17 protein-coding genes are annotated in these 21,194 nt (G+C 58.7%); 11 read left to right on the forward strand and 6 right to left on the reverse strand.

What is annotated here, in order from left to right; translation table 11 throughout:
* The 5 genes from hslU to H8S59_RS08485 all read right to left on the reverse strand — a co-directional run.
* On the reverse strand, positions 1-1,328 hold a 1,328-nt coding region (gene hslU / locus H8S59_RS08465), incomplete at its 3' end, for an ATP-dependent protease ATPase subunit HslU (RefSeq protein ID WP_187521107.1).
* Between the two features lie 68 nt (positions 1,329-1,396).
* A complete protein-coding gene (gene hslV, locus H8S59_RS08470) occupies positions 1,397-1,927 on the reverse strand; it encodes an ATP-dependent protease subunit HslV (protein WP_027901992.1) in 531 nt (176 codons plus the stop codon).
* Between the two features lie 222 nt (positions 1,928-2,149).
* Positions 2,150-2,830, reverse strand: a complete 681-nt coding sequence (locus H8S59_RS08475; protein ID WP_095092494.1) for an SPOR domain-containing protein — start codon at positions 2,828-2,830, stop codon at positions 2,150-2,152.
* 1 nt (position 2,831) lies between these two features.
* The gene (gene argS / locus H8S59_RS08480) at positions 2,832-4,568 is read right to left on the reverse strand and encodes an arginine--tRNA ligase (RefSeq protein ID WP_187521108.1); all 1,737 of its coding nucleotides are present in this window, start codon (positions 4,566-4,568) and stop codon (positions 2,832-2,834) included.
* Positions 4,569-4,832: 264 nt separating this feature from the next.
* Entirely contained in the window at positions 4,833-7,052 is a 2,220-nt protein-coding gene (locus tag H8S59_RS08485) for a primosomal protein N' (RefSeq protein WP_187521109.1), read from the reverse strand.
* 166 nt (positions 7,053-7,218) lie between these two features.
* Between H8S59_RS08485 and rpmE the strand changes: the two genes are divergently transcribed.
* The 3 genes from rpmE (at position 7,219) to H8S59_RS08500 (ending at position 9,839) form a co-directional block, all read left to right on the forward strand.
* Positions 7,219-7,452: a 50S ribosomal protein L31 gene (gene rpmE / locus H8S59_RS08490; protein ID WP_020293533.1), complete on the forward strand. Its 234-nt coding sequence runs from the start codon at positions 7,219-7,221 to the stop codon at positions 7,450-7,452.
* An 11-nt stretch (positions 7,453-7,463) separates the two neighbouring features.
* Positions 7,464-8,279, forward strand: coding sequence for a thermonuclease family protein (locus H8S59_RS08495; protein WP_214658251.1), 816 nt, complete (start codon positions 7,464-7,466; stop codon positions 8,277-8,279).
* Positions 8,280-8,570: 291 nt separating this feature from the next.
* Positions 8,571-9,839 (forward strand): malic enzyme-like NAD(P)-binding protein, encoded by a 1,269-nt coding sequence (locus H8S59_RS08500; RefSeq protein ID WP_027901987.1) that lies wholly within the window; start codon positions 8,571-8,573, stop codon positions 9,837-9,839.
* A 164-nt stretch (positions 9,840-10,003) separates the two neighbouring features.
* Here the strand turns inward: H8S59_RS08500 and H8S59_RS08505 are convergent, their stop codons facing one another.
* Entirely contained in the window at positions 10,004-12,460 is a 2,457-nt protein-coding gene (locus H8S59_RS08505) for a penicillin-binding protein 1A (protein ID WP_425504563.1), read from the reverse strand.
* 211 nt (positions 12,461-12,671) lie between these two features.
* On the opposite strand from H8S59_RS08505, the gene H8S59_RS08510 reads away from it, so the two are divergent.
* From H8S59_RS08510 to H8S59_RS08545, 8 genes are all read left to right on the forward strand, one after another.
* Positions 12,672-13,736, forward strand: a complete 1,065-nt coding sequence (locus H8S59_RS08510) for a pilus assembly protein PilM (RefSeq protein ID WP_095092490.1) — start codon at positions 12,672-12,674, stop codon at positions 13,734-13,736.
* Positions 13,736-14,302, forward strand: a complete 567-nt coding sequence (locus H8S59_RS08515; RefSeq protein WP_095092489.1) for a PilN domain-containing protein — start codon at positions 13,736-13,738, stop codon at positions 14,300-14,302. The genes H8S59_RS08510 and H8S59_RS08515 overlap by 1 nt, the downstream gene beginning before the upstream one ends.
* Positions 14,299-14,922 carry a type 4a pilus biogenesis protein PilO gene (pilO, locus tag H8S59_RS08520; protein WP_187521112.1) on the forward strand — a complete coding sequence of 208 codons (624 nt, stop codon included), beginning with the start codon at positions 14,299-14,301 and terminating at the stop codon, positions 14,920-14,922. Before H8S59_RS08515 ends, pilO begins: the two co-directional genes overlap by 4 nt.
* Entirely contained in the window at positions 14,919-15,446 is a 528-nt protein-coding gene (pilP, locus tag H8S59_RS08525; RefSeq protein ID WP_187521113.1) for a type 4a pilus biogenesis lipoprotein PilP, read from the forward strand. Before pilO ends, pilP begins: the two co-directional genes overlap by 4 nt.
* A 56-nt stretch (positions 15,447-15,502) precedes the next feature.
* The gene (locus H8S59_RS08530) at positions 15,503-17,605 is read left to right on the forward strand and encodes a type IV pilus secretin PilQ (RefSeq protein WP_176469754.1); all 2,103 of its coding nucleotides are present in this window, start codon (positions 15,503-15,505) and stop codon (positions 17,603-17,605) included.
* A gap of 4 nt (positions 17,606-17,609) precedes the next feature.
* Positions 17,610-18,128 carry a shikimate kinase AroK gene (aroK, locus tag H8S59_RS08535; RefSeq protein WP_027901980.1) on the forward strand — a complete coding sequence of 173 codons (519 nt, stop codon included), beginning with the start codon at positions 17,610-17,612 and terminating at the stop codon, positions 18,126-18,128.
* 129 nt (positions 18,129-18,257) lie between these two features.
* Positions 18,258-19,361, forward strand: coding sequence for a 3-dehydroquinate synthase (aroB, locus tag H8S59_RS08540; protein WP_187521114.1), 1,104 nt, complete (start codon positions 18,258-18,260; stop codon positions 19,359-19,361).
* A 9-nt stretch (positions 19,362-19,370) separates the two neighbouring features.
* Positions 19,371-20,990 (forward strand): AAA family ATPase, encoded by a 1,620-nt coding sequence (locus tag H8S59_RS08545; protein WP_187521115.1) that lies wholly within the window; start codon positions 19,371-19,373, stop codon positions 20,988-20,990.
* Positions 20,991-21,194 lie beyond the last annotated feature (204 nt).

Consider the following 21,194-nt stretch of genomic DNA (forward strand, 5'->3'; position numbering starts at 1 on the left):
TACCGCGACAGATCCTCATCCTTGGCCAGTTCGCCAAGATGACTGTTCACGTATTCTGCATCGATGCGGATCGGCGCTGCATCCGGATCCGTCGCCAGATCACCGGCGCTGAACGACACTTCCTCAAGCAGACGCTCAAGCAAGGTGTGCAAGCGACGCGCACCGATGTTTTCGGTCTTCTCGTTGACCTGCCAGGCAATCTCGGCGAGACGCTTGATGCCGTCGGCTTCGAACGCGATGTTCAAGCCTTCGGTCTTCAGCAGTGCGCAGTATTGCTCGGTCAGGGACGCATGGGGTTCGCTGAGAATACGCTCGAAGTCCTGCGGTGACAGTGCCTTGAGTTCAACGCGGATCGGCAGACGGCCTTGCAGCTCAGGCACCAGATCGCTCGGCTTGCTCAAGTGGAAAGCGCCGGACGCAATGAACAGGATGTGGTCAGTCTTGACCATGCCCAGCTTGGTGTTGACCGTGCAGCCTTCGATCAGCGGCAGCAGGTCGCGCTGGACGCCTTCACGGGACACATCGGCACCGCCCACATTGCCGCGCTTGGCGACCTTGTCGATTTCGTCAATGAACACGATGCCATGTTGCTCAACGGCTTCCAGCGCTTTGGCCTTGAGTTCTTCCTCGTTGACGAGGCGGCCGGCTTCTTCTTCGCGCACCAGCTTGAACGCTTCCTTGACCTTGAGCTTGCGGCTCTTTTTCTTGCCCTTGCCCATGTTGGCAAACAAGCTCTGCAGCTGGTTAGTCATTTCTTCCATGCCAGGTGGCGCGGAAATATCGACGCCAACGGCTTCGTTGATTTCGATCTCGATTTCCTTGTCGTCCAACTGACCTTCACGCAGACGTTTGCGGAACAGCTGACGGGTGTTGGAATCGTTGCTCGGCGCGGCTTCTTCCTGAAAACCCGTACGGGCAGGAGGCAGCAGGGCGTCGAGGATACGGTCTTCAGCAGCGTCTTCGGCGCGGTGACGAACCTTGATGATTTCCTGTTCGCGCAGCAGCTTGATCGCCGCGTCAGCCAGATCGCGAATGATCGACTCAACGTCGCGACCGACATAGCCGACCTCGGTGAATTTGGTCGCTTCGACCTTGATGAACGGCGCGTTGGCCAGCTTGGCCAGACGACGGGCGATCTCGGTTTTACCGACACCAGTCGGGCCGATCATCAGGATGTTCTTGGGTGTGACTTCAACGCGCAGTTCTTCCGGCAATTGCATCCGGCGCCAGCGGTTACGCAGGGCGATGGCGACGGCGCGCTTGGCATCGTCCTGGCCGATGATATGGCGGTTCAGTTCATGGACAATTTCACGGGGAGTCATTGACATGGTATTTGGCGGTCCTCCAGCTGATTCAAGGTCGATATGGCCGCCGATTGCAGCGGCCATATTGAGGCTTATTCAGCGAGGTCCTGCTCCTCAATGGTGATGTTGTGGTTAGTGAACACGCAGATATCGCCAGCGATATGTAGTGCGGTTTCGGCAATTTCACGCGCCGACAGATCGGTTTTTTGCAGCAGGGCGCGGGCAGCCGCCTGGGCGAAAGCACCGCCGGAACCCATGGCGATCAGACCGTCTTCGGGTTCAACGACGTCGCCGTTGCCGGTGATGATCAACGAAGCATCTTTATTGGCGACGGCCAGCATGGCCTCCAGACGGCTCAGGGAGCGGTCGGTCCGCCAGTCTTTGGCGAGTTCAACGGCGGCACGCACCAGATGACCTTGGTGCTTCTCAAGTTGCCCTTCAAAGCGTTCGAAAAGAGTGAACGCGTCGGCCGTAGCGCCAGCGAAACCGGCAATCACTTCGCCGTGATACAGGCGACGCACTTTCTTGGCGTTGCCTTTCATGACGGTGTTGCCCAGAGAAACCTGGCCGTCGCCAGCCATGACGACTTTGCCGTGGCGGCGAACTGAAACGATGGTGGTCAAGGGAGAGTCTCCACACAGCGGGGCGAAAATGCCCTGGTGAAAACTCATATGGGGGTGTGGAAGGGGATTTCAACCACGGGGGATGAGTGGTTGGGCATTGCCGGTAGGAGCGCGCTTGCCCGCGATAAGGGCCGAAGGACCTTCAAACAATAGTGGGCCTCACTATTTCTACGACTGCTTCGCAGCCGATCGCGGGCAAGCGCGCTCCTACCAATTGGGTAATTATTTACTACGTTGCTGCAACAGCAAGTTACTAAAACCACCGCCCGCCAGTTGCTTCTGGGCAACGGTCAGTTGCTCACGGTTGCTGAACGGGCCGACCAGTACGCGGTACCAGGTTTCCTCTTTGACGGTGCCGGATTCCACGGCGGCGGTCTGGCCGAGCAGAATGATCTGAGCACGAACCTTGTCGGCGTCTTCTTTTTTGCGGAACGAGCCCGCTTGCAGGAAGAACTGCGTCACTGCAGCCGGTTTGACCACAGGCGGTGCCGGTGGCGGCGTCAGGCCGCTAAGTGCCGCTTGGGCGCGTGCGGTATCTATCTTCGCAGCCTGTTCAGGCGTGACCGGCGCAACCACAGGTGGCGGAGTTTTCTCCGGCACGGCTTCGTTAGGCACGATGACTTCCGATTCCGGCAGCAGCGTGTAGAAGTCGTACTTGGGCTTCACAGGTGCTGTCGGGCTTGGCGGCGTCTTGTTCGCTTCAGCGATTTTCGCCGCCTTGGCGTCAGCCCGAACCCGCTTGATGTCATCGCCACCCGGTTCGAGCTTCATCAGGAAGACAACGAATGCACCGACGCTGAGGCCGATCGCCAGCCACAGCCATCCAGGAATCGGCTTCTTCGCGGGTGCCTGATAACGGCTGGCGCCGCGCTTGGGAGCAGGTTTCTTTTTCGCGGCAGCCAACTTACATACGCTCCAGTGTTTCCAGACCCAACAGTTGCAGGCCTTGCTTGAGGGTGCGGCCGGTCAATGCAGCAAGGCGCAAACGGCTCTGCTGTTGTTCGGCATTATCGGCAGCCAGGATAGGGCAGTTCTCGTAGAAGCTGGAGAACAACCCCGCTAGATCGTAGAGGTAAGCGCACAGAACGTGAGGCGTGCCCTTTTCGGAGACGTTGTTGAGGATTTCCCCAAACTGCGCCAGACGTGCAGCCAGCTCCTGCTCCTGTGGTGCCTCAAGGACGATCTGGCCCTTGCTGGCATCAAACGGCGTACCGAGTTTACGGAACACACCCGCAGCCCGTGTGTACGCATACAGCAGATAAGGCGCGGTATTACCTTCGAAGCTGAGCATCTGGTCGAAGTTGAAGCTGTAATCGCTGGCCCGATGCTTGGACAGGTCGGCGTATTTCACCGCACTGATACCCACCGCCTGGGCAATGGTGCGCAGTTCGTCTTCAGGCAGCTCCGGGTTCTTTTCCTTCACCAGGGTGTAGGCGCGCTCCTTGGCTTCTTCGAGCAGGTCAATCAGCTTGACCGTGCCGCCATCGCGGGTCTTGAACGGACGGCCATCGGCTCCGTTCATGGTGCCGAAGCCCATGTGTTCCAGTTGCATGCCTTCGTGAACGAAACCGGCGCGGCGCGCGACTTCGAAGACTTGCTGGAAGTGCAACGCCTGACGCTGGTCGACGAAATACAGCACACGATCAGCTTTGAGTACCTTGCTCCGGTAGCGCATAGCCGCCAGGTCGGTGGTTGCGTACAGATAGCCGCCACCGGCCTTCTGCACGATGACCGGCAGCGGGGTGTCGTCTGCGGTGCGGAATTCTTCGAGGAATACGCACTGTGCGCCGTTGCTCTCAACCAGCAGGCCGGTGGCTTTCAGATCGGCAACTACGTTAGCCAGATCGTCGTTGTAAGCACTCTCGCCCATCACGTCTGCCGGGGTCAGTTTGACGTTCAGCAGGTCGTAGACTTTCTGGCAGTGCGACAACGAGATGTCTTTGAATTTTGCCCACAGGCTCAGGCATTCAGCGTCACCGGCCTGCAGTTTTACCACCAGCCCACGGGCGCGGTCGGCGAACTCTTCGGATTCGTCAAAACGTTTTTTCGCAGCACGGTAGAAGTCTTCCAGGTCCGACAACTCGTCGCTGGTGGCTGGCTGCTCTTGCAGGTAAGCCAACAGCATGCCGAATTGCGTACCCCAGTCGCCCACGTGGTTCTGGCGGATGACGGTGTCGCCCAGAAACTCCAGAACGCTGGCAACGCCGTCGCCGATGATGGTCGAGCGCAAGTGGCCAACGTGCATTTCCTTGGCCAGGTTCGGAGCCGACAGGTCGACTACCGTGCGCTGTGCAGGGCCGTTTTTGCGGACGGACAGTTGGGCATCGGCGAGGGCGGCATCAAGACGCGCGGCCAAAGCCTGAGTGTTCTGGAAGAAATTCAGGAAGCCCGGACCGGCGATTTCCACCTTGCTGATCTGCTCGTCGGCAGGCAGTGCAGCGATCAGCTTTTCAGCCAGATCACGGGGCTTCATGCCGGCTGGCTTGGCCAGCATCATGGCGATATTGCTGGCGAAGTCGCCGTGGGTCTTGTCCTTGGCATTCTCCACCTGAATCGCTGGCGACAGGCCTTCTGGCAAGACGCCCTCGGTGACGAGTTGGCTCAGGGCTTGTTGGATCAGCTGGCGAATGGTGTCTTTCATGGTGCTCTCTTTCGACCGCAAGCGCGGCGGCGCCTGGATGCGCGGGTGGAAAAACTGGGCATTATCCGTTGCCGGAGCCACCTTGCCAACCGCGTTGGATGTGCGGTTGTAAATTACGGTCTGTTGGAGCGAGGCTTGCCCGCGAAGGGGTCGGCACATTCAATAAATCTTCGCCAGCTTGATATCGCCTTCGCGGGCAAGCCTCGCTCCAACAGAAAAGCATTTCAACCCATCGGGTTAAATTTCTTAACGCCGGTGTCAGGGCTAATACAAATCCACCGGATCCACATCCAACGACCACCTGACCTGCCTGCCACTCGGCATCTGTTCCAGGGCCAGCAGCCAGGAAGCAAGCAGCCGATGCAGTGGCGCTCGGGCGCTGGATTGCAGCAACAATTGGGCTCGATACCGACCGGCGCGGCGCTCCATCGGGGCCGGGACCGGGCCGAGCAGTTCAATGCCGCCCAGATTCATGTCGTTCAACAGTTGCTCGGCAACCGAGCAGGCTTCATCAAGGAACCCTTCGGCCTGACCCGGTTTATGCGCTTCGGCCCGTAACAGTGCCAGATGCGCAAAAGGCGGCAAGCCCGCCGCGCGACGTTCGCTCAGGGCTTGCTCGGCGAAGGCGAAGTAACCTTGTTCGGTGAGCTGAATCAGCAGCGGGTGATCCGCCAGATGCGTCTGGATAATTACCCGGCCTGGCTCTTCAGCTCGTCCGGCCCGCCCGGCTACCTGTACGATCAACTGCGCCATGCGCTCGCTGGCGCGGAAGTCTCCGGAAAACAGGCCGCCGTCGGCATCCAGAATCGACACCAGCGTTACACGCGGGAAATGGTGCCCTTTGGCGAGCATCTGCGTGCCCACCAGAATGCACGGCTGGCCGCGCTGGATAGTTGCGAACAGTTGATTCATCGCGTCTTTACGCGAGGTGCTGTCGCGATCAACCCGCAATACGGGGTAATCCGGAAACAGAATGGCCAGACGCTCTTCGGCGCGCTCGGTGCCTGCGCCAACCGGACGCAAATCCACCTTGCCGCAGGACGGGCACTGGCGCGGTACGCGTTCGACGTGGCCGCAGTGGTGACAGCGCAGTTCGCCGGAGCGCTGATGCACGGTCATCCGCGCATCACACCGCGGGCAGCCCGACAGCCAGCCGCAATCGTGGCAGAGCAGCGTCGGCGCAAAGCCACGTCGGTTCAGAAACACCAGTACTTGCTGACCCGCTGCGAGGGTCTGGCCGATGGCTTGTTGCATCGGTCCGGAGATACCGCTGTCCAGTGGACGGCTTTTGACGTCCAGACGCATGAATTTCGGTTGTTGCGCACCGCCCGCCCGCTGGTTAAGGCGCAACAGGCCGTAACGGCCGGTGTAGGCGTTGTGCAGGCTTTCCAGCGAAGGCGTGGCCGAGCCGAGCACAATGGGGATGTTTTCCTGGCGCGCGCGCACTAAAGCCAGATCCCGGGCGTGATAACGCAGGCCTTCCTGCTGTTTATAGGAGCCGTCGTGCTCTTCGTCGATGATGATCAGGCCGGGATTCTTCATCGGCGTGAACAGCGCCGAACGGGTGCCAATAATAATGTCGGCCTCGCCATCCCGCGCTGCCAGCCAGGCATCCAGCCGATCGCGATCATTGACCGCCGAATGCAGCAAGGCGATGCGTGCATTGAAGCGCTGCTCGAAGCGCGCCAGAGTTTGCGGCCCGAGGTTGATTTCCGGGATCAGTACCAGCGCCTGTTTACCGGCTTCCAGCGTTTCGCGGATCAACTGCAAATAGACTTCGGTTTTGCCGCTGCCGGTAACGCCCGCCAGCAGAAACGCGTGAAAGCTGCCGAACCCGGCGCGAATCGCCTCGCAGGCCGCGCGTTGCTCAGTATTGAGTGGCAGTTCTGGCTGGGCCAGCCAATGCTCATGACGCGCTGAAGGGGCATGGCTGCGCACTTCAACCTGCACCAACTCTTTAGCCAGCAGCAAATTGAGGCTTTCTTTATTCAGCATCAGCTTGCTCAGCAACTGATGCGCAACACCGTGGGGATGCTGGGCGAGCGTGGTCAGTGCTTCAAGCTGCTTGGGTGCCCGGGCGATGCGCGGGTCATCGACGCTGGCATTCGGCGCAACCTGCCAGAAGCGTTCCTGGCGCGATTCGGCCGGTTCGCCTTGGCGCAGCAGTACGGGCAGCGCCCAGCTCAAGGTATCGCCGAGACTGTGCTGATAATACTGAGAGGTCCACAGGCACAGTTTGAACAGCGCGGGCGGCAGGGGCGCCTGTTCATCGAGCAGGGCGATGGCGGGCTTGAGTTTGTCTGCGGGTACTTCGCTGTGATCGGCGATCTCGATCAGGATGCCGATCATCTCCCGACGGCCGAATGGCACACGCAAGCGCATGCCCGGCTGCAAGGCGCTGCGCAGCACCCCGGCGGGCGCCCGGTAGTCGAACAGGCGCCGCAGTGGCGAAGGCAGGGCAAGGCGCAGAATGGCGTCGGGCACGCGGGGTTTCCCTGTTACGGTATGTGACGGATGCGCGATCTTAGCAGACGACCGGCGTAAAGCCCCGCTTGCGTGATCTGGATTGTCTGGTAATATTCGCGGCCTATTTACGTGCGGTATTCGACAATAGTGTTGGATGGCGGCACGCTAGCCCGAGGAAGTACCGATGAAAGCTGATATCCATCCAGTTTACGAAGCCATTGACGCTACTTGCAGCTGCGGCAATGTCATCAAGACCCGTTCGACTCTCGCCAAGCCTCTGAGCCTGGACGTTTGCAACGAGTGCCACCCGTTCTACACCGGCAAGCAGAAGACTCTTGACGTTGGCGGCCGTGTTGACAAGTTCAAGTCGCGCTTCGGTGCGTTCGGTGCTACCAAAGCTCCTGCTGCTGCAGAGTAAGGTTGGCCGATCTGGAAAATCCAACGGGTTTCTCCAGGCTGCTTAAAAAGGCGTCCCTTGTGGGCGCCTTTTTTGTGGCCGCGATTTGGTTGCCTGCCGCTCAGGCTCTTTGCCCTGCGCCATCTTCGCTCCCGATTGTTCAGGTCGAGCGTGTGGTCGATGGCGACACCCTGCGCCTCAAAGATGGCCGCAATGTGCGCATGATCGGCCTCAATACTCCCGAGACGGGCAAGAAAGGTCGTGCCGCCGAGCCATTTGCCGAGGCTGCCAAACGCCGCTTGCAAGCGCTGGTGGATGAGAGCAATGCCACCGTCAGTTTGCGGATCGGCGAGCAGGGCAAGGACCGTTACGGTCGTGTGCTGGCTAATGTCTACAGTCGCGACGGTGCGAATCTGGAAGCGCAGTTACTGAGCGAGGGCCTGGGTTATCTGGTCGCGGTATCGCCGAATGTGGCGTTGGTGGACTGTCAGCAAGCGGCTGAGCTTACTGCGCGTAAGGCTGGCCTCGGCCTGTGGCGTAATTCCCCGGTGCAATCGGCTGGTCAGATCGATAAGGGCGGTTTTGCGCTGGTCTCTAGTCAGGTCACGGGTGTGCAGCGCAATGGGGGTGGCCTCTGGATTGAGCTGCAGGGCTCGCTGGTGCTGCGTATCGCACCTGATCTGGTCAGCCAGTTCGATGTAAAGCAGCTGAGTCGCATGAAAGGGCAGCGCATCGAGGCGCGTGGCTGGGTCGTTGATCGCTCCCGACGGGGTGGCCTCAAGGAGGGGCAGGCACGGTGGATGATGCCCATTACTCATCCGGCGATGCTTGATTCATCGACCCCATGACACACCGATCTGTAGGGGCGCGCTTCCATCAAACAACACGCAAACTAATGGATTGGAATGCATTTTCTGTAGGAGCTGCCGAAGGCTGCGAAGCGTTTATCCTGACACACCCCAATCGCAGCCTTCGGCAGCTCCTACAAACTAGTTGCCCTGATGCAACTCCTCCGCTCTAAGCGTAAAGTCTAACTTCCCGCCTATTGACAGTAGTGACTGGCCAGTCTTGTTAGGACTTTGCATCTTGCGTATCCTCGGCGGTCCGTCTTCCCACAGTAAAAAAAGCGGAATGCCCACATGTCTGATTTGAAAACTGCCGCGCTTGAATATCACGCCAATCCTCGTCCGGGGAAACTGAGCGTAGAACTCACCAAGCCCACCGCTACTGCTCGCGACCTGGCCCTGGCTTATAGCCCTGGCGTTGCCGAGCCTGTGCGTGAAATCGCCCGTGACCCTGAGCTGGCCTACAAATACACCGGCAAAGGTAACCTGGTAGCAGTTATTTCCGATGGCACCGCGATCCTCGGCCTGGGTGATCTGGGCCCACTGGCATCCAAGCCAGTGATGGAAGGCAAGGGCGTTCTGTTCAAGCGTTTCGCCGGTATCGACGTATTCGATATCGAAGTGGATTCGGAAAGCCCACAGGCTTTCATCGATACCGTAAAACGCATCTCCATCACCTTCGGCGGTATCAACCTCGAAGACATCAAGGCGCCTGAGTGCTTTGAGATCGAGAAAGCGCTGATCGAACAATGCGACATCCCTGTTTTCCACGATGACCAGCACGGCACCGCGATTGTGACTGCGGCCGGCATGATCAACGCGCTGGAAATCGTCGGCAAGAACCTGGCTGACGCCAAGATCGTCTGCCTGGGCGCTGGCGCTGCGGCCATCTCCTGCATGAAGTTGCTGGTGAGCATGGGCGCGAAGATTGAAAACATCTTCATGATCGACCGTTCCGGCGTTATCCACTCCGGCCGTACCGATCTGAACCAGTACAAAGCGGTGTTCGCTCACGCGACTGAAAAACGCACGCTGGCTGACGCTCTTGATGGCGCCGACGTATTCGTTGGTCTGTCCGGCCCGAACCTGCTGAGCGCTGAAGGCCTGAAGTCCATGGCCAAGGATCCGATCGTGTTCGCCTGCTCGAACCCTGATCCGGAAATCTCCCCAGAGCTGGCTCACGCCACTCGCAGCGACGTGATCATGGCGACCGGTCGTTCCGACTACCCGAACCAGGTCAACAACGTACTGGGCTTCCCGTTCATCTTCCGCGGTGCCCTGGACGTTCGCGCCAAGCGCATCAACGAAGAAATGAAGATCGCCGCGGCCAACGCCCTGCGCGAACTGGCAAAACTGCCAGTGCCTCAGGAAGTCTGCGACGCCTACGGCGGCATCAAACTGGAATTCGGTCGTGAGTACATCATCCCGAAACCAATGGACACCCGCCTGCTGGGCCTGATCGCTGATGCCGTTGCCAAGGCAGCCATCGAAAGCGGCGTTGCAACCCTGCCGTATCCAAAGCACTACCCGCTGACCAGCGTAGATGACGTTTTTAACGGCTAATCGCTGATTCAGATGCACAAAAAACCCTGCAGCGATGCAGGGTTTTTTTGTGGAGCTAAATCTGTTGGAGCGAGGCTTGCCTGCGAATAGCCTTAACGCGGTGCGTCAGTGGTACCGAGGGGCCCGATTCGCGGGCAAGCCTCGCTCCAACAAACGGGGGTGCGTCAGAAAAGGTCGATCGGTGCTGACTCGTCCGCTGGCAGCGGGCTGCCTGGCGCCTGACCGCCCAGTTCGTTGACGCTTGGCGGTGTGTCTTCGCTTTTGAACAGCTCGAAGAACGCGTTAGGCGTGCTCGGTGTCGCGGCCCTGCCGCTGATCGGATCAACCCGCAGGCTCAGGATGCCATCCGGTTCGGCCTGCTGATGCGGCGGTTTGTCCTTGAGCGCAGCGCTCATGTAGTTCATCCAGATCGGCAGGGCAACGGTACCGCCAAATTCATGACGGCCCAGGCTTTCGGGTTGGTCGAAACCCGTCCAGACCGTAGTCACGTAATCGGCGTTGTAACCGGTGAACCACGCATCCTTGGATTCGTTGGTCGTACCGGTCTTGCCCGCGATATCCGGACGGTTCATCGCCAGGGCCCGGCGGCCGGTGCCGCGTTTGATCACATCCTGCAGCATACTGTTGAGAATGTACGTAGTGCGGCCGTCCACAATGCGCGGTGCAATGGCGGGTGCCTGAGGGTCTACCGGCGCAGCAGGCTGTGCTGGCCCTTCATTGGATGAGGTGATGAGCGCAGGCCCATTGGGCACCGCGACCGTGTTGGCATGTGGCGCTGGCTGATGGTCGACCGCCGGGACGCTTGGCGGGTTGGCTTCAAACAAGGTCACGCCATCGCGGCTCTCGATGTTCTGGATCAGGTACGAGTTGATCTTGTAGCCACCGTTGGCGAACGCCGACCAGCCGGTGACGATTTCCATCGGTGTCAGGGTTGCAGTGCCCAGTGCCAGCGACAGGTTGCGCGGCAGATCGCTCTTGTTGAAGCCAAAGCGCGTGATGTAGTCGATTGACGTATCGATGCCCAATTGTTGCAGCAGACGAATCGAAACCAGATTGCGCGATTTGTACAGCGCTTCACGCAAGCGGATCGGGCCAAGGAACGTATTGGTGTCGTTCTTCGGACGCCAGACCTTGTCCAGATACTCATCAACAAACACGATCGGCGCATCGTTTACCAGGCTCGATGCGGTGTAGCCGTTGTCCAGCGCTGCGCTGTACAGGAACGGCTTGAAGCTGGAACCCGGTTGACGCTTGGCTTGCAGGGCGCGGTTGTAGTTGCTCTGCTCGAAAGCGAAACCACCGACCAGGGCACGGATTGCGCCATTTTGCGGGTCGAGGGATACCAGTGCACTTTGCGCGGCTGGAATCTGGCTGAACTTGAGAGAGCCATTTTCCTGACGCTGCAGGCGAACCAGATCGCCGACATGCGCGACATCAGCAGGCCCCTTGGGATTTGCGCCCAGGCTGTTGGTGTTCAGATAAGGGCGCGCCCATTTCATGCTCGCCCATTCGACAGTTTCTTCCTTCTCACCATTACGGGTCAGGACGCGAACGCCGGTCTTGTCGACCTGGGTGACGATTGCAGGCTCAAGGCCGCTGATGGTGCGTTGTTTGGTCAGCTCTTGCGCCCAGCCTTCGCGGGTCATGCCCGGGAAGCGGCTTTCAGGACCGCGGTAGCCGTGGCGCTGGTCGTATTCGATCAGGCCTTCCTGAACCGCAGTGTTGGCGTGTTCCTGAAGGTCGCTCGGTACTGTCGTGGTGACACGGAAGCCTTCTGTATAGGCATCGCTGCCATAACGGCCGACCATTTCGGCCCGTGCCATTTCTGCAATATAAGGTGCGTTAACTTCAGGTGTAGGCACGTGATAGCTGGCGTTGAGTGGCTCGCTGAGCGCGGCCTGATAGGCGCTTTGGTCGATCTTGCCCAGCTTGTACATGCGGCCCAGGATCCAGTCGCGACGTTCTTTGGCGCGTGTCGGGTTGGCCAGCGGGTTGAAGCGCGAAGGGGCTTTCGGCAGGCCGGCGATCATGGCCATTTGTGCAAGGCTTACGTCGCGGATCGATTTGCCGTAATAGACTTGCGCCGCTGCTTCGATGCCGTAGGCCCGGTTACCCAGATAGATCTTGTTGACGTACAGCTCGAGAATTTCGTCTTTGGTCAGTTGGCGCTCAATTTGCAGTGCAAGAAGGATCTCGGTGGTTTTACGCGAAAAACTGCGCTCACTCGTCAGAAAATAGTTCTTTGCCACCTGCATGGTGATGGTGCTGCCGCCCGACTGGATGTGGCCGCTTTTAACCAGTTGTGACGCCGCACGCATCAGGCTGCCAGGGTCGACGCCGTAGTGGTTGGCGAAATTGTCATCTTCGGCCGAGAGCAATGCGTTGATGAAATTCGGCGGGATTTCGGCAAAGCGGATCGGGGTACGGCGCATCTCGCCAAACTCCGCAATCAACTTGCCGTCGCTGCTGTAGACGCGCAGCGGGATTTGCAGCTGGATGCTGCGCAAGGCTTCGACAGACGGCAGGTTCGGGCTCAGATAAAGAAAGGCACCGCTGAGGCCGAGCAACAGCGCACAGAATACGGCGACGAGAGACCACCAGAAAAACTTCAGCAGGCGTATCAAGGCTTTTTGATTTCCAGAATAAAAAGAATGAGTTAAGCGCAGGCACTAACAAATAGACACGCCTTGAAGCTTGGTTATACGAAAAAAGCGCTGGGCATTATAAGCATTTTTCGTCTCCAAGCGTTATTTGCGCTACTGTCAGGATTGCTGACAGCGGCGTTGGACAACAAATAATCCGTAAGTGACGGAAACTCATAGGGAACAGGTTGTGTTCGAACTCTTCGGTAAGAAGGCCAACACCCTTCTAGGGATCGATATTAGCTCTACATCGGTGAAACTCCTTGAGTTGAGTCGTTCCGGCACACGCTACAAAGTCGAGTCCTACGCGGTGGAGCCACTCCCGGCGAACGCTGTGGTCGAAAAGAACATTGCCGAGCTCGAAGGCGTCGGAAATGCGTTGACGCGCGTGTTGGCCAAGGCGCGTACAAGCGTCAAATCTGTGGCGGTTGCCGTGGCCGGTTCCGCCGTCATTACCAAGACCATTGAGATGGACGCTGGCCTGTCGGATGACGACATGGAAAACCAGCTGAAGATCGAGGCTGACCAGTACATTCCCTATCCATTGGAAGAAGTCGCAATCGATTTCGAGGTTCAAGGCTATTCGGTGCGTAATCCCGAGCGCGTCGAAGTCCTGCTTGCTGCCTGTCGCAAAGAAAACGTTGAAGTACGTGAAGCCGCTCTGGCGCTCGCGGGCCTCAGCGCGCGGGTCGTCGATGTAGAAGCCTACGCACTCGAGCGTGCCTATGGCCTGTTGTCGACGCAGTTGGGTAGCGGTCACGACAAACTGACCGTTGCCATCGTCGACATCGGCGCGACCATGACGACCCTGAGCGTGCTGCACAACGGGCGCATTATTTATACCCGTGAGCAGTTGTTCGGCGGGCGGCAGCTGACTGAGGAAATTCGCCGTCGCTATGGCCTTTCCATGGAAGAGGCCGGCCTCGCCAAGAAGCAGGGCGGTCTGCCCGATGATTACTTGATCGAAGTGCTGCAGCCATTCAAGGATGCCGTGGTGCAGCAAGTTGCCCGGTCGCTGCAATTCTTCTTCGCCGCAGGACAATACAACGCCGTGGACTACATCATGCTGGCCGGTGGTACCGCATCGGTTTCCGGTCTGGACAACTTGATCCAGCAGCGCGTCGGCACTCCCACGCTGGTCGCCAACCCGTTTGCAGACATGGCCTTGAGCGCCAAGGTCAATGCTGGCGCCCTGGCCAGCGATGCTCCTGCTTTGATGATCGCGTGCGGTCTGGCCCTGAGGAGCTTTGACTGATGGCACGGATCAACCTTCTCCCCTGGCGTGAACAGCTTCGCGAAGAGCGCAAGAAACGATTTCTCATGGCCCTGGCTGGCGTATTTGTGGCTTCGGTCGGCGTATTGTTCATGGTTGATCAATATTTGAGCAGTGCGATCACTCATCAGGCGGCGCGCAATGCATTCATCCAGAACGAAATCGTGCAGCTCGATGAACGTATTAAAGAGATCAGTGATCTGCGAGCTCGTCGCAAGCAGTTGCTGGAACGGATGAAAATCATCCAGGACCTGCAAGGCAATCGGCCGATCATCGGCCGGGTCTTTGATCAGATGGCACGTACTCTGCCGGACGGTGTGTATTTCTCGAACGTGAAGATGGTCGACAACCTGGTGAGCATCACCGGCGCGGCAGAATCGAACAATCGCGTGTCGGACTTGATGCGTAATCTCGACGCTTCTGACTGGTTTGAAGCGCCGAGTCTGACTGAGGTCAAGGCCACGACCGCTGGCGCGCTGGATCAGGCCAACGTGTTTCAGTTAACAGTGCGCCAGACGCAACCGGCCATTGATGGAGTCAAGCCATGAACCTTTCCGAGTCGCTGGAAAGTCTGCGCCGGATTGACCTTGGCGATCTGGACATCAACAACCTTGGCTCATGGCCTGCTGCCGTCAAGTTCGTGAGCGGCATCCTGTTGATGGTGTTAGTGCTGGCCTTGGGTTACTTCTTCTATATCCAGGATCTCGAGAGTCGGCTGGATGGCGCGCGCGCCAATGAAATCACGCTGAAGGAGCAGTTCACCAACAAGGCATTTCAGGCCGCTAACCTGCAGCCCTACAAGGTGCAGATGACCGAGATGGAAAACACCTTCGGCGCATTGTTGCGGCAGTTGCCCAGCGATACCGAAGTGCCTGGTTTGCTGGAGGACATCACGCGCACAGGGTTGGGCAGCGGACTGGAGTTCGAAGAGATCAAGTTGCTGCCGGAAGCTGCTCAGCAGTTTTACATCGAGTTGCCGATACAGATCACCGTTGTGGGCGGGTATCACGATCTGGCGACCTTCGTCAGTGGTGTCGCCAGCCTGCCGCGGATCGTCACCCTGCATGACTTCGAGATCAAACCTGTGGAAGCGTCAAATCCCGCCAGGTTGCGAATGAATATTCTCGCCAAGACCTATCGCTACAACGACGAAGGACTGAATAAATGAGGCTGGCGCGATTGTTGTGCGCCAGTGTGGCGTTGATCAGTCTGGCCGGGTGCAACGAGGATTCGTCGTTCGCCGACCTGACCAGCTTTATGGATGAGGCGCGTGCCCGACCGACGGGCACTATTGAGCCTCTGCCAAGGTTTCGTCCTTATGAGGCTTTCACGTATAACGCTGCGAATCTGCGCAGCCCGTTTCAGCCGCCGATCAAGGTCGATATCGTCAACCGCCTTAAAGGTTCAAGGCTCGTGGCCCCGGATGAAACCCGGCCAAGGCAGTTTCTGGAAGGGTTCAATATCGAGACGTTCGAGATGGTCGGCACCATGGGGAATGAAACCGGGACGTTTGCCCTGCTCAAGGGGGCGGGTGGCGTATACCGGGTGAAAGTCGGTGATTATCTGGGCCGCAATAACGGCCGGATTGTCTCGGTCGATGAATCTCGCGTTGATGTCGTAGAAATAGTTCCTGACGGAGAGGGGGCATGGCTGGAAAGGCCGCGCAGCATTTCCCTGAAAGAACGCTCATGAAACGAGCACAGCCAAGCATGCAAAGCACTCTCGGGTTCGCAGGACGGAAAATGATCATGACCAGGATTCTTTCGGCTATCGGTGTATCGCTATGGATTGCGATGATTTCGCCGGTGCTCCAGGCCGCCACTCTCAAAACGCTGGATGTTGCGGCGCTGCCCGGTGACAGGATCGAGCTCAAGCTGACTTTTGACGCGCCGGTCCCGGCGCCCAGAGGCTATACCACCGAACAGCCAGCCCGTATCGCACTCGACTTGCCCGGCGTGACCAGTCAGCTGGCGACCAAGAGTCGTGAGCTGGGCAGTGGCAATGCCCGTAGCGTGGTTGTGGTCCAGGCCAATGATCGCACGCGAGTCATTATCAACATGACCACGCTCGCGCCCTACAGCTCGCGGGTCGATGGCAATAATCTGTTTGTCGTGATCGGTCAGGGGGCTGCCGCGGCGCAGGCATCACAGCCCAGTACTGCGCAGGGCGCTGCTCGTGTTGCCGTACCGCCCTCTGCTCCCGCAAGACCCAAGGCTTATGGGCCAGTTGGCAAAGCCATCCGGAATGTCGATTTCCAGCGGGGCGAGTTGGGTGAAGGCAATGTGATCATTGATCTGACGGATTCCAGCGTTGCGCCTGATATTCAGGAGCAGGGCGGCAAGATTCGCGTCGATTTTGCCAAAACCCAACTGCCTGAAAAGCTGCGGGTACGACTGGACGTCAAAGACTTCGCCACGCCGGTGCAGTTTGTTAACGCCTCTGCGACCGGCGACAAGGCAAGCATCACCATCGAGCCTTCCGGGCCTTTCGATTACTCCGCCTATCAGACTGAAAACAAGCTGACCATCAGCGTGCGTCCGTTGACCAACGAAGACCTGGACCGTCGCAACGCAGAGAAGCTGGTTTACACCGGTGAGAAGCTGTCGCTCAACTTCCAGGACATCGATGTGCGGTCGGTGCTGCAATTGATCGCGGACTTCACCAGCCTCAATCTGGTGGCCAGTGACACGGTTCAGGGCGGCATTACCTTGCGTCTGCAAAACGTGCCGTGGGATCAGGCGCTGGATCTGGTGCTGAAAACCAAAGGTCTGGACAAACGCAAGATCGGCAATGTGTTGCTGGTCGCACCGGCTGACGAAATTGCGGCCCGTGAGCGGCAGGAGCTTGAGTCTCTCAAGCAGATTGCCGAGCTGGCACCGCTGCGTCGTGAGTTGCTTCAGGTCAACTACGCCAAGGCTGCGGACATCGCCAAGTTGTTCCAGTCGGTCACTAGCGCCGAATCCAAGGTCGATGAGCGTGGCTCGATCACCGTGGATGAGCGTACCAACAATATCATTGCCTATCAGACTCAGGATCGTCTGGACGAGCTGCGTCGTATCGTTTCCCAACTGGATATTCCGGTGCGTCAGGTGATGATCGAAGCGCGTATCGTTGAGGCCAACGTCGGTTACGACAAGGCGCTCGGGGTGCATTGGGGTGGGTCGACCAACCTCAAGCGTGGGAGTAACTGGAACGCCTATGGTCTGGACGACAATGGTGATGAGGCGGGCAACACCGGCGATGAACTTACTGCCAACACACCGTTTGTGGATCTGGGGGCTGCGAATGCCACATCGGGCATCGGTATCGCCTTCGTCACCAGCAACACCCTGCTGGACCTTGAACTGAGCGCCATGGAAAGAACCGGCAATGGTGAAATCGTTTCCCAGCCAAAGGTCGTCACGTCCGATAAGGAAACCGCGAAGATTCTGAAAGGCACCGAGATTCCGTATCAGGAGTCCAGCTCCAGCGGCGCCACCACCGTGTCCTTCAAAGAGGCATCGCTCTCCCTGGAAGTGACGCCGCAGATCACGCCAGACAACCGCATCATCATGGAGGTCAAGGTCACCAAGGATGAGCCGGACTACCTGAACATGGTGCAAGGTGTGCCACCTATTCGTAAAAACGAAGTCAATGCCAAGGTGCTGGTGGCTGATGGCGAGACCATCGTAATCGGTGGTGTGTTCTCCAATACGCAAACTAAAACTGTCGATAAGGTGCCATTTCTCGGCGATGTGCCGTATGTTGGCCGCCTTTTCCGGCGCGATGTGGTCTCGGAGGCAAAATCCGAGCTGCTGGTGTTCCTCACTCCGCGTATCATGAACAACCAGGCGATTGCTGTGAGTCGTTGATTCTGTGCGAAATTTAATACTTGTAGGGCCGATGGGGGCTGGTAAAAGCACCATCGGCCGTTTGCTGGCCAAAGAGCTGCGCCTGCCGTTCAAGGATTCCGACAAGGAAATTGAACTGCGCACGGGTGCCAATATCCCGTGGATCTTCGATAAGGAAGGCGAACCCGGATTCCGTGACCGCGAGCAGGCGATGATTGCCGAGCTGTGCAGTGTCGACGGGATTGTCCTCGCGACCGGCGGCGGTGCCGTCATGCGTAGCGAAAATCGCCAGGCCCTGCATCAGGGCGGACGCGTGGTGTATCTGCATGCCTCGGTAGAGCAGCAAGTCGGGCGCACCGCCCGCGACCGCAACCGCCCGCTGTTGCGCACCGCTGATCCGGCAAAGGTTTTGAGCGATCTGCTCGAAATGCGTGACCCGCTTTATCGGGAGATTGCGGATCTGGTGGTTGAAACCGATGAGCGGCCGCCACGAATGGTGGTTCTTGATATCCTTGCGCGCCTGGCGGAGCTTCCTCCCCGTTAAAGCCTGGGCAGAAATGCGCTATCCTCTGCGACCAATAAAAACACAGGACGAGGCGTTGCCTTGAGCCACCTGTTGCGTGAGTGCCAAAAGCGCTCACGGCGACGTATTCGGTAATCAACGTGGGGACACATGCAGACACTTAAGGTCGAGCTTGGCGAGCGTAGCTACCCGATTCACATCGGTGAAGGCTTGCTGGATCGTTTGGATTTACTCGCTCCGCATATCGTCGGGCGGCAAGTGGCGATTGTTTCCAATACCACCGTCGCGCCCCTTTACCTTGAGCGACTGACCCGCACCCTGGTCGGCTACAACGTCCTGCCTGTCATCCTTCCGGACGGCGAAGCCTTCAAGAACTGGGAAACATTGCAAACCATTTTCGATGGCCTGCTGGGTGCCCGTCATGATCGACGTACCACGGTAATCGCCCTTGGCGGCGGCGTAATCGGCGACATGGCCGGTTTTGCAGCTGCCTGTTACCAGCGCGGCGTGAACTTCATTCAGATTCCTACGACCCTGCTGTCCCAGGTTGATTCTTCGGTGGGCGGCAAGACCGGTATCAACCACCCGCTGGGCAAGAACATGGTGGGTGCGTTCTATCAGCCAAGCGTCGTGCTGATCGACACTGCCAGCCTCAATACGCTGCCGGAGCGCGAGCTGTCGGCGGGCCTTGCTGAAGTCATCAAATATGGTCTGATCTGCGATGAGCCGTTCCTGACCTGGCTTGAACAAAACGTTGATCAGTTGCGTGGCCTGGATCAGGCCGCCTTGACGGTTGCCATCGAGCGCTCCTGTGCCGCCAAGGCCTTGATTGTCGGTGCTGATGAGCGGGAAACCGGCGTGCGCGCTACGCTGAATCTAGGCCACACGTTCGGGCATGCCATCGAAACCCACATGGGTTACGGCGTCTGGCTGCATGGTGAGGCGGTAGGCGCAGGCACGGCCATGGCGCTGGAAATGTCCTCGCGTCTGGGCTGGATCACCGAGCAGGAGCGCAATCGCGGCATTCGCCTGTTGCAGCGTGCCGGTTTGCCAGTGGTGCCTCCACAGGAGATGACCCCGGAGCATTTCCTCGAGCACATGGCTGTCGACAAAAAAGTCCTGGATGGTCGTCTGCGTCTGGTCTTGCTGCGCCGTATGGGCGAAGCCGTGATCACCGACGAATATCCAAAAGAAGTTTTACAGGCCACGCTGGCAGCGGATTACCGCGCCCTCGTGGATCAGCTCAGAGGTTAATGAAATTCCATGACGAGTAGCTTGCACGCCGACGAGGCCTTCCTCGGCCATTACCAGTTGAGTCATGACCCGTTCGCAGCGCGGGTGCCTGGCTTCAAATTCTTCCCTGCCCAGCGCAAGCCGGTATTGGGTCAGTTGCATCATTTGGCTCGTTACAGCCAGTTATTGCTGGTCGTGACCGGCCCGGTTGGCAGCGGCAAGACCTTGTTGCGTCAGGCACTGGTTGCCAGCACCAACAAACAATCGGTCCAGAGCGTGGTGGTTTCGGCTCGCGGTGCCGCCGATGCAGCCGGTCTGCTGCGTCAGGTTGCCCAGGCGCTGAATGTCGCCCAGCCAGAGATGCGCGCCATCCTTGCGCAGGTCGTGCAATTGGCCCTGACCGGGCAGGAAGTCTATTTGTTGGTGGACGATGCCGAACAACTCGGCGAATCCGCACTCGAAGCACTGCTTGGTCTGGCCGATGGAAGTCCTGAAGGCCGCCCGCATGTGTTTCTGTTCGGTGAGGCGTCGCTGATCGATCGACTCGATCAGCTGTGTGCCGAAGCGCAAACCGAGGGCGAGCGCTATCACGTCATCGAGCTGGCACCTTACACGGAAGATGAAACACGGGAATATCTGGAGCAGCGACTGGAAGGTGCCGGACAAGGCATCGAATTGTTCACGGCCGAGCAGATAACCGATATTCACGAGCATTCCGGTGGATGGCCTGGCGCTATCAATCAGGTTGCCCGGGACTCAATGATCGAGGCGATGATCGCCAGCCGTTCGGCGGTCAAACGCCCAAGTGTGGGATTCAAAATGCCGAAGAAATATGTAATGGCACTGGGTGCTGTGGTTGCAGTCGGGGTATTGGCAGCAGTGCTTATCCCTGGCCGTGGCGGCAATTCCAGCGCCCCAGCGACGCAGCCTGCCAACTCTCAGGCGCAATTGCCTCTGGGTCAGGGCACGCCAAGCGCTCAGCAGTCCAACAACGGTGGCCCGGCCATCGAGTTCGCGGGTAATTCGCAGCCGATGCCGTTGCCGCTGGTGGGCAACTCTCAACCTGTCATGCGCGGCCCTCTGGCTGAAGCGGCGGGCGCGAGCGATGGCGACGATGACGGCGTACCGGTTGGATCTGTTGATCAGCCGCCTACCGTGACCACCACCGCGCCACCCGCTGGTGTGCCGGCCGGTGCTGCAGCGTCGACACCTCGTTCTTCCATTGCGCCGCCAGCGGCCGCGACTGCTCCGAAGCCAGCCGCACCTGCTGCGACCGCGCCGAAGCCTGCAGCGCCTGCGCAGGCTCCAGCGCAAGTGGCAACCGCCAAGACTGCACCGGCCGCTGCCGGAAAACCGGCAGCCGGTAGCAGCTGGTATGGCAGTCAGGCACCGGGGCGTTATGTGGTGCAGATCCTGGGCACCAGCTCCGAGAGCACCGCACAGGCGTTCGTTGCCGAGCAAGGCGGCGAGTACCGTTATTTCAAGAAAACGCTTCAGGGCAAGCCGCTGTATGTGATCACTTACGGCAACTTCTCTGACCGCGCAGCTGCCCTTGCAGCCATCAAGGTATTGCCAGCGAAGGTTCAGGCTGGTAAACCTTGGCCTCGTACTGTCGCCAGTATCCAACAGGAACTCGGCGCAGCTCGCTGAAGTCGCAGCGGCCTTATCCAGGCCGCTCACCCAGCATCCCTGTTTTGATCCGCAAGCGTGCAGTCAGATTGACCGCGCGCGTTGTGGTGTCTGCGTCCCGGACGCTTTTGAAAAACGGGGTGTTTTGGTCAGATCGCTAAAAAAGCCTTTGACTAGCACAGCATCCAGCTATAAACGTTCATAAATGCGACACGAATTTACGAC

The sequence above is a fragment of the Pseudomonas folii genome (assembly GCF_014357575.1).
GTDB classification, from domain to species: Bacteria; Pseudomonadota; Gammaproteobacteria; order Pseudomonadales; family Pseudomonadaceae; genus Aquipseudomonas; species Aquipseudomonas folii.

Coding starts and splice junctions, on each gene's coding strand:
- pilO (WP_187521112.1), top strand. CDS start 14,299: ATGAACCTTTCCGAGTCGCTGGAAAGTCTGCGCCGGATTGACCTTGGC.
- H8S59_RS08515 (WP_095092489.1), top strand. CDS start 13,736: ATGGCACGGATCAACCTTCTCCCCTGGCGTGAACAGCTTCGCGAAGAG.
- argS (WP_187521108.1), bottom strand. CDS start 4,568: ATGAAAGACACCATTCGCCAGCTGATCCAACAAGCCCTGAGCCAACTC.
- pilP (WP_187521113.1), top strand. CDS start 14,919: ATGAGGCTGGCGCGATTGTTGTGCGCCAGTGTGGCGTTGATCAGTCTG.
- H8S59_RS08530 (WP_176469754.1), top strand. CDS start 15,503: ATGACCAGGATTCTTTCGGCTATCGGTGTATCGCTATGGATTGCGATG.
- H8S59_RS08500 (WP_027901987.1), top strand. CDS start 8,571: ATGTCTGATTTGAAAACTGCCGCGCTTGAATATCACGCCAATCCTCGT.
- aroB (WP_187521114.1), top strand. CDS start 18,258: ATGCAGACACTTAAGGTCGAGCTTGGCGAGCGTAGCTACCCGATTCAC.
- H8S59_RS08545 (WP_187521115.1), top strand. CDS start 19,371: ATGACGAGTAGCTTGCACGCCGACGAGGCCTTCCTCGGCCATTACCAG.
- rpmE (WP_020293533.1), top strand. CDS start 7,219: ATGAAAGCTGATATCCATCCAGTTTACGAAGCCATTGACGCTACTTGC.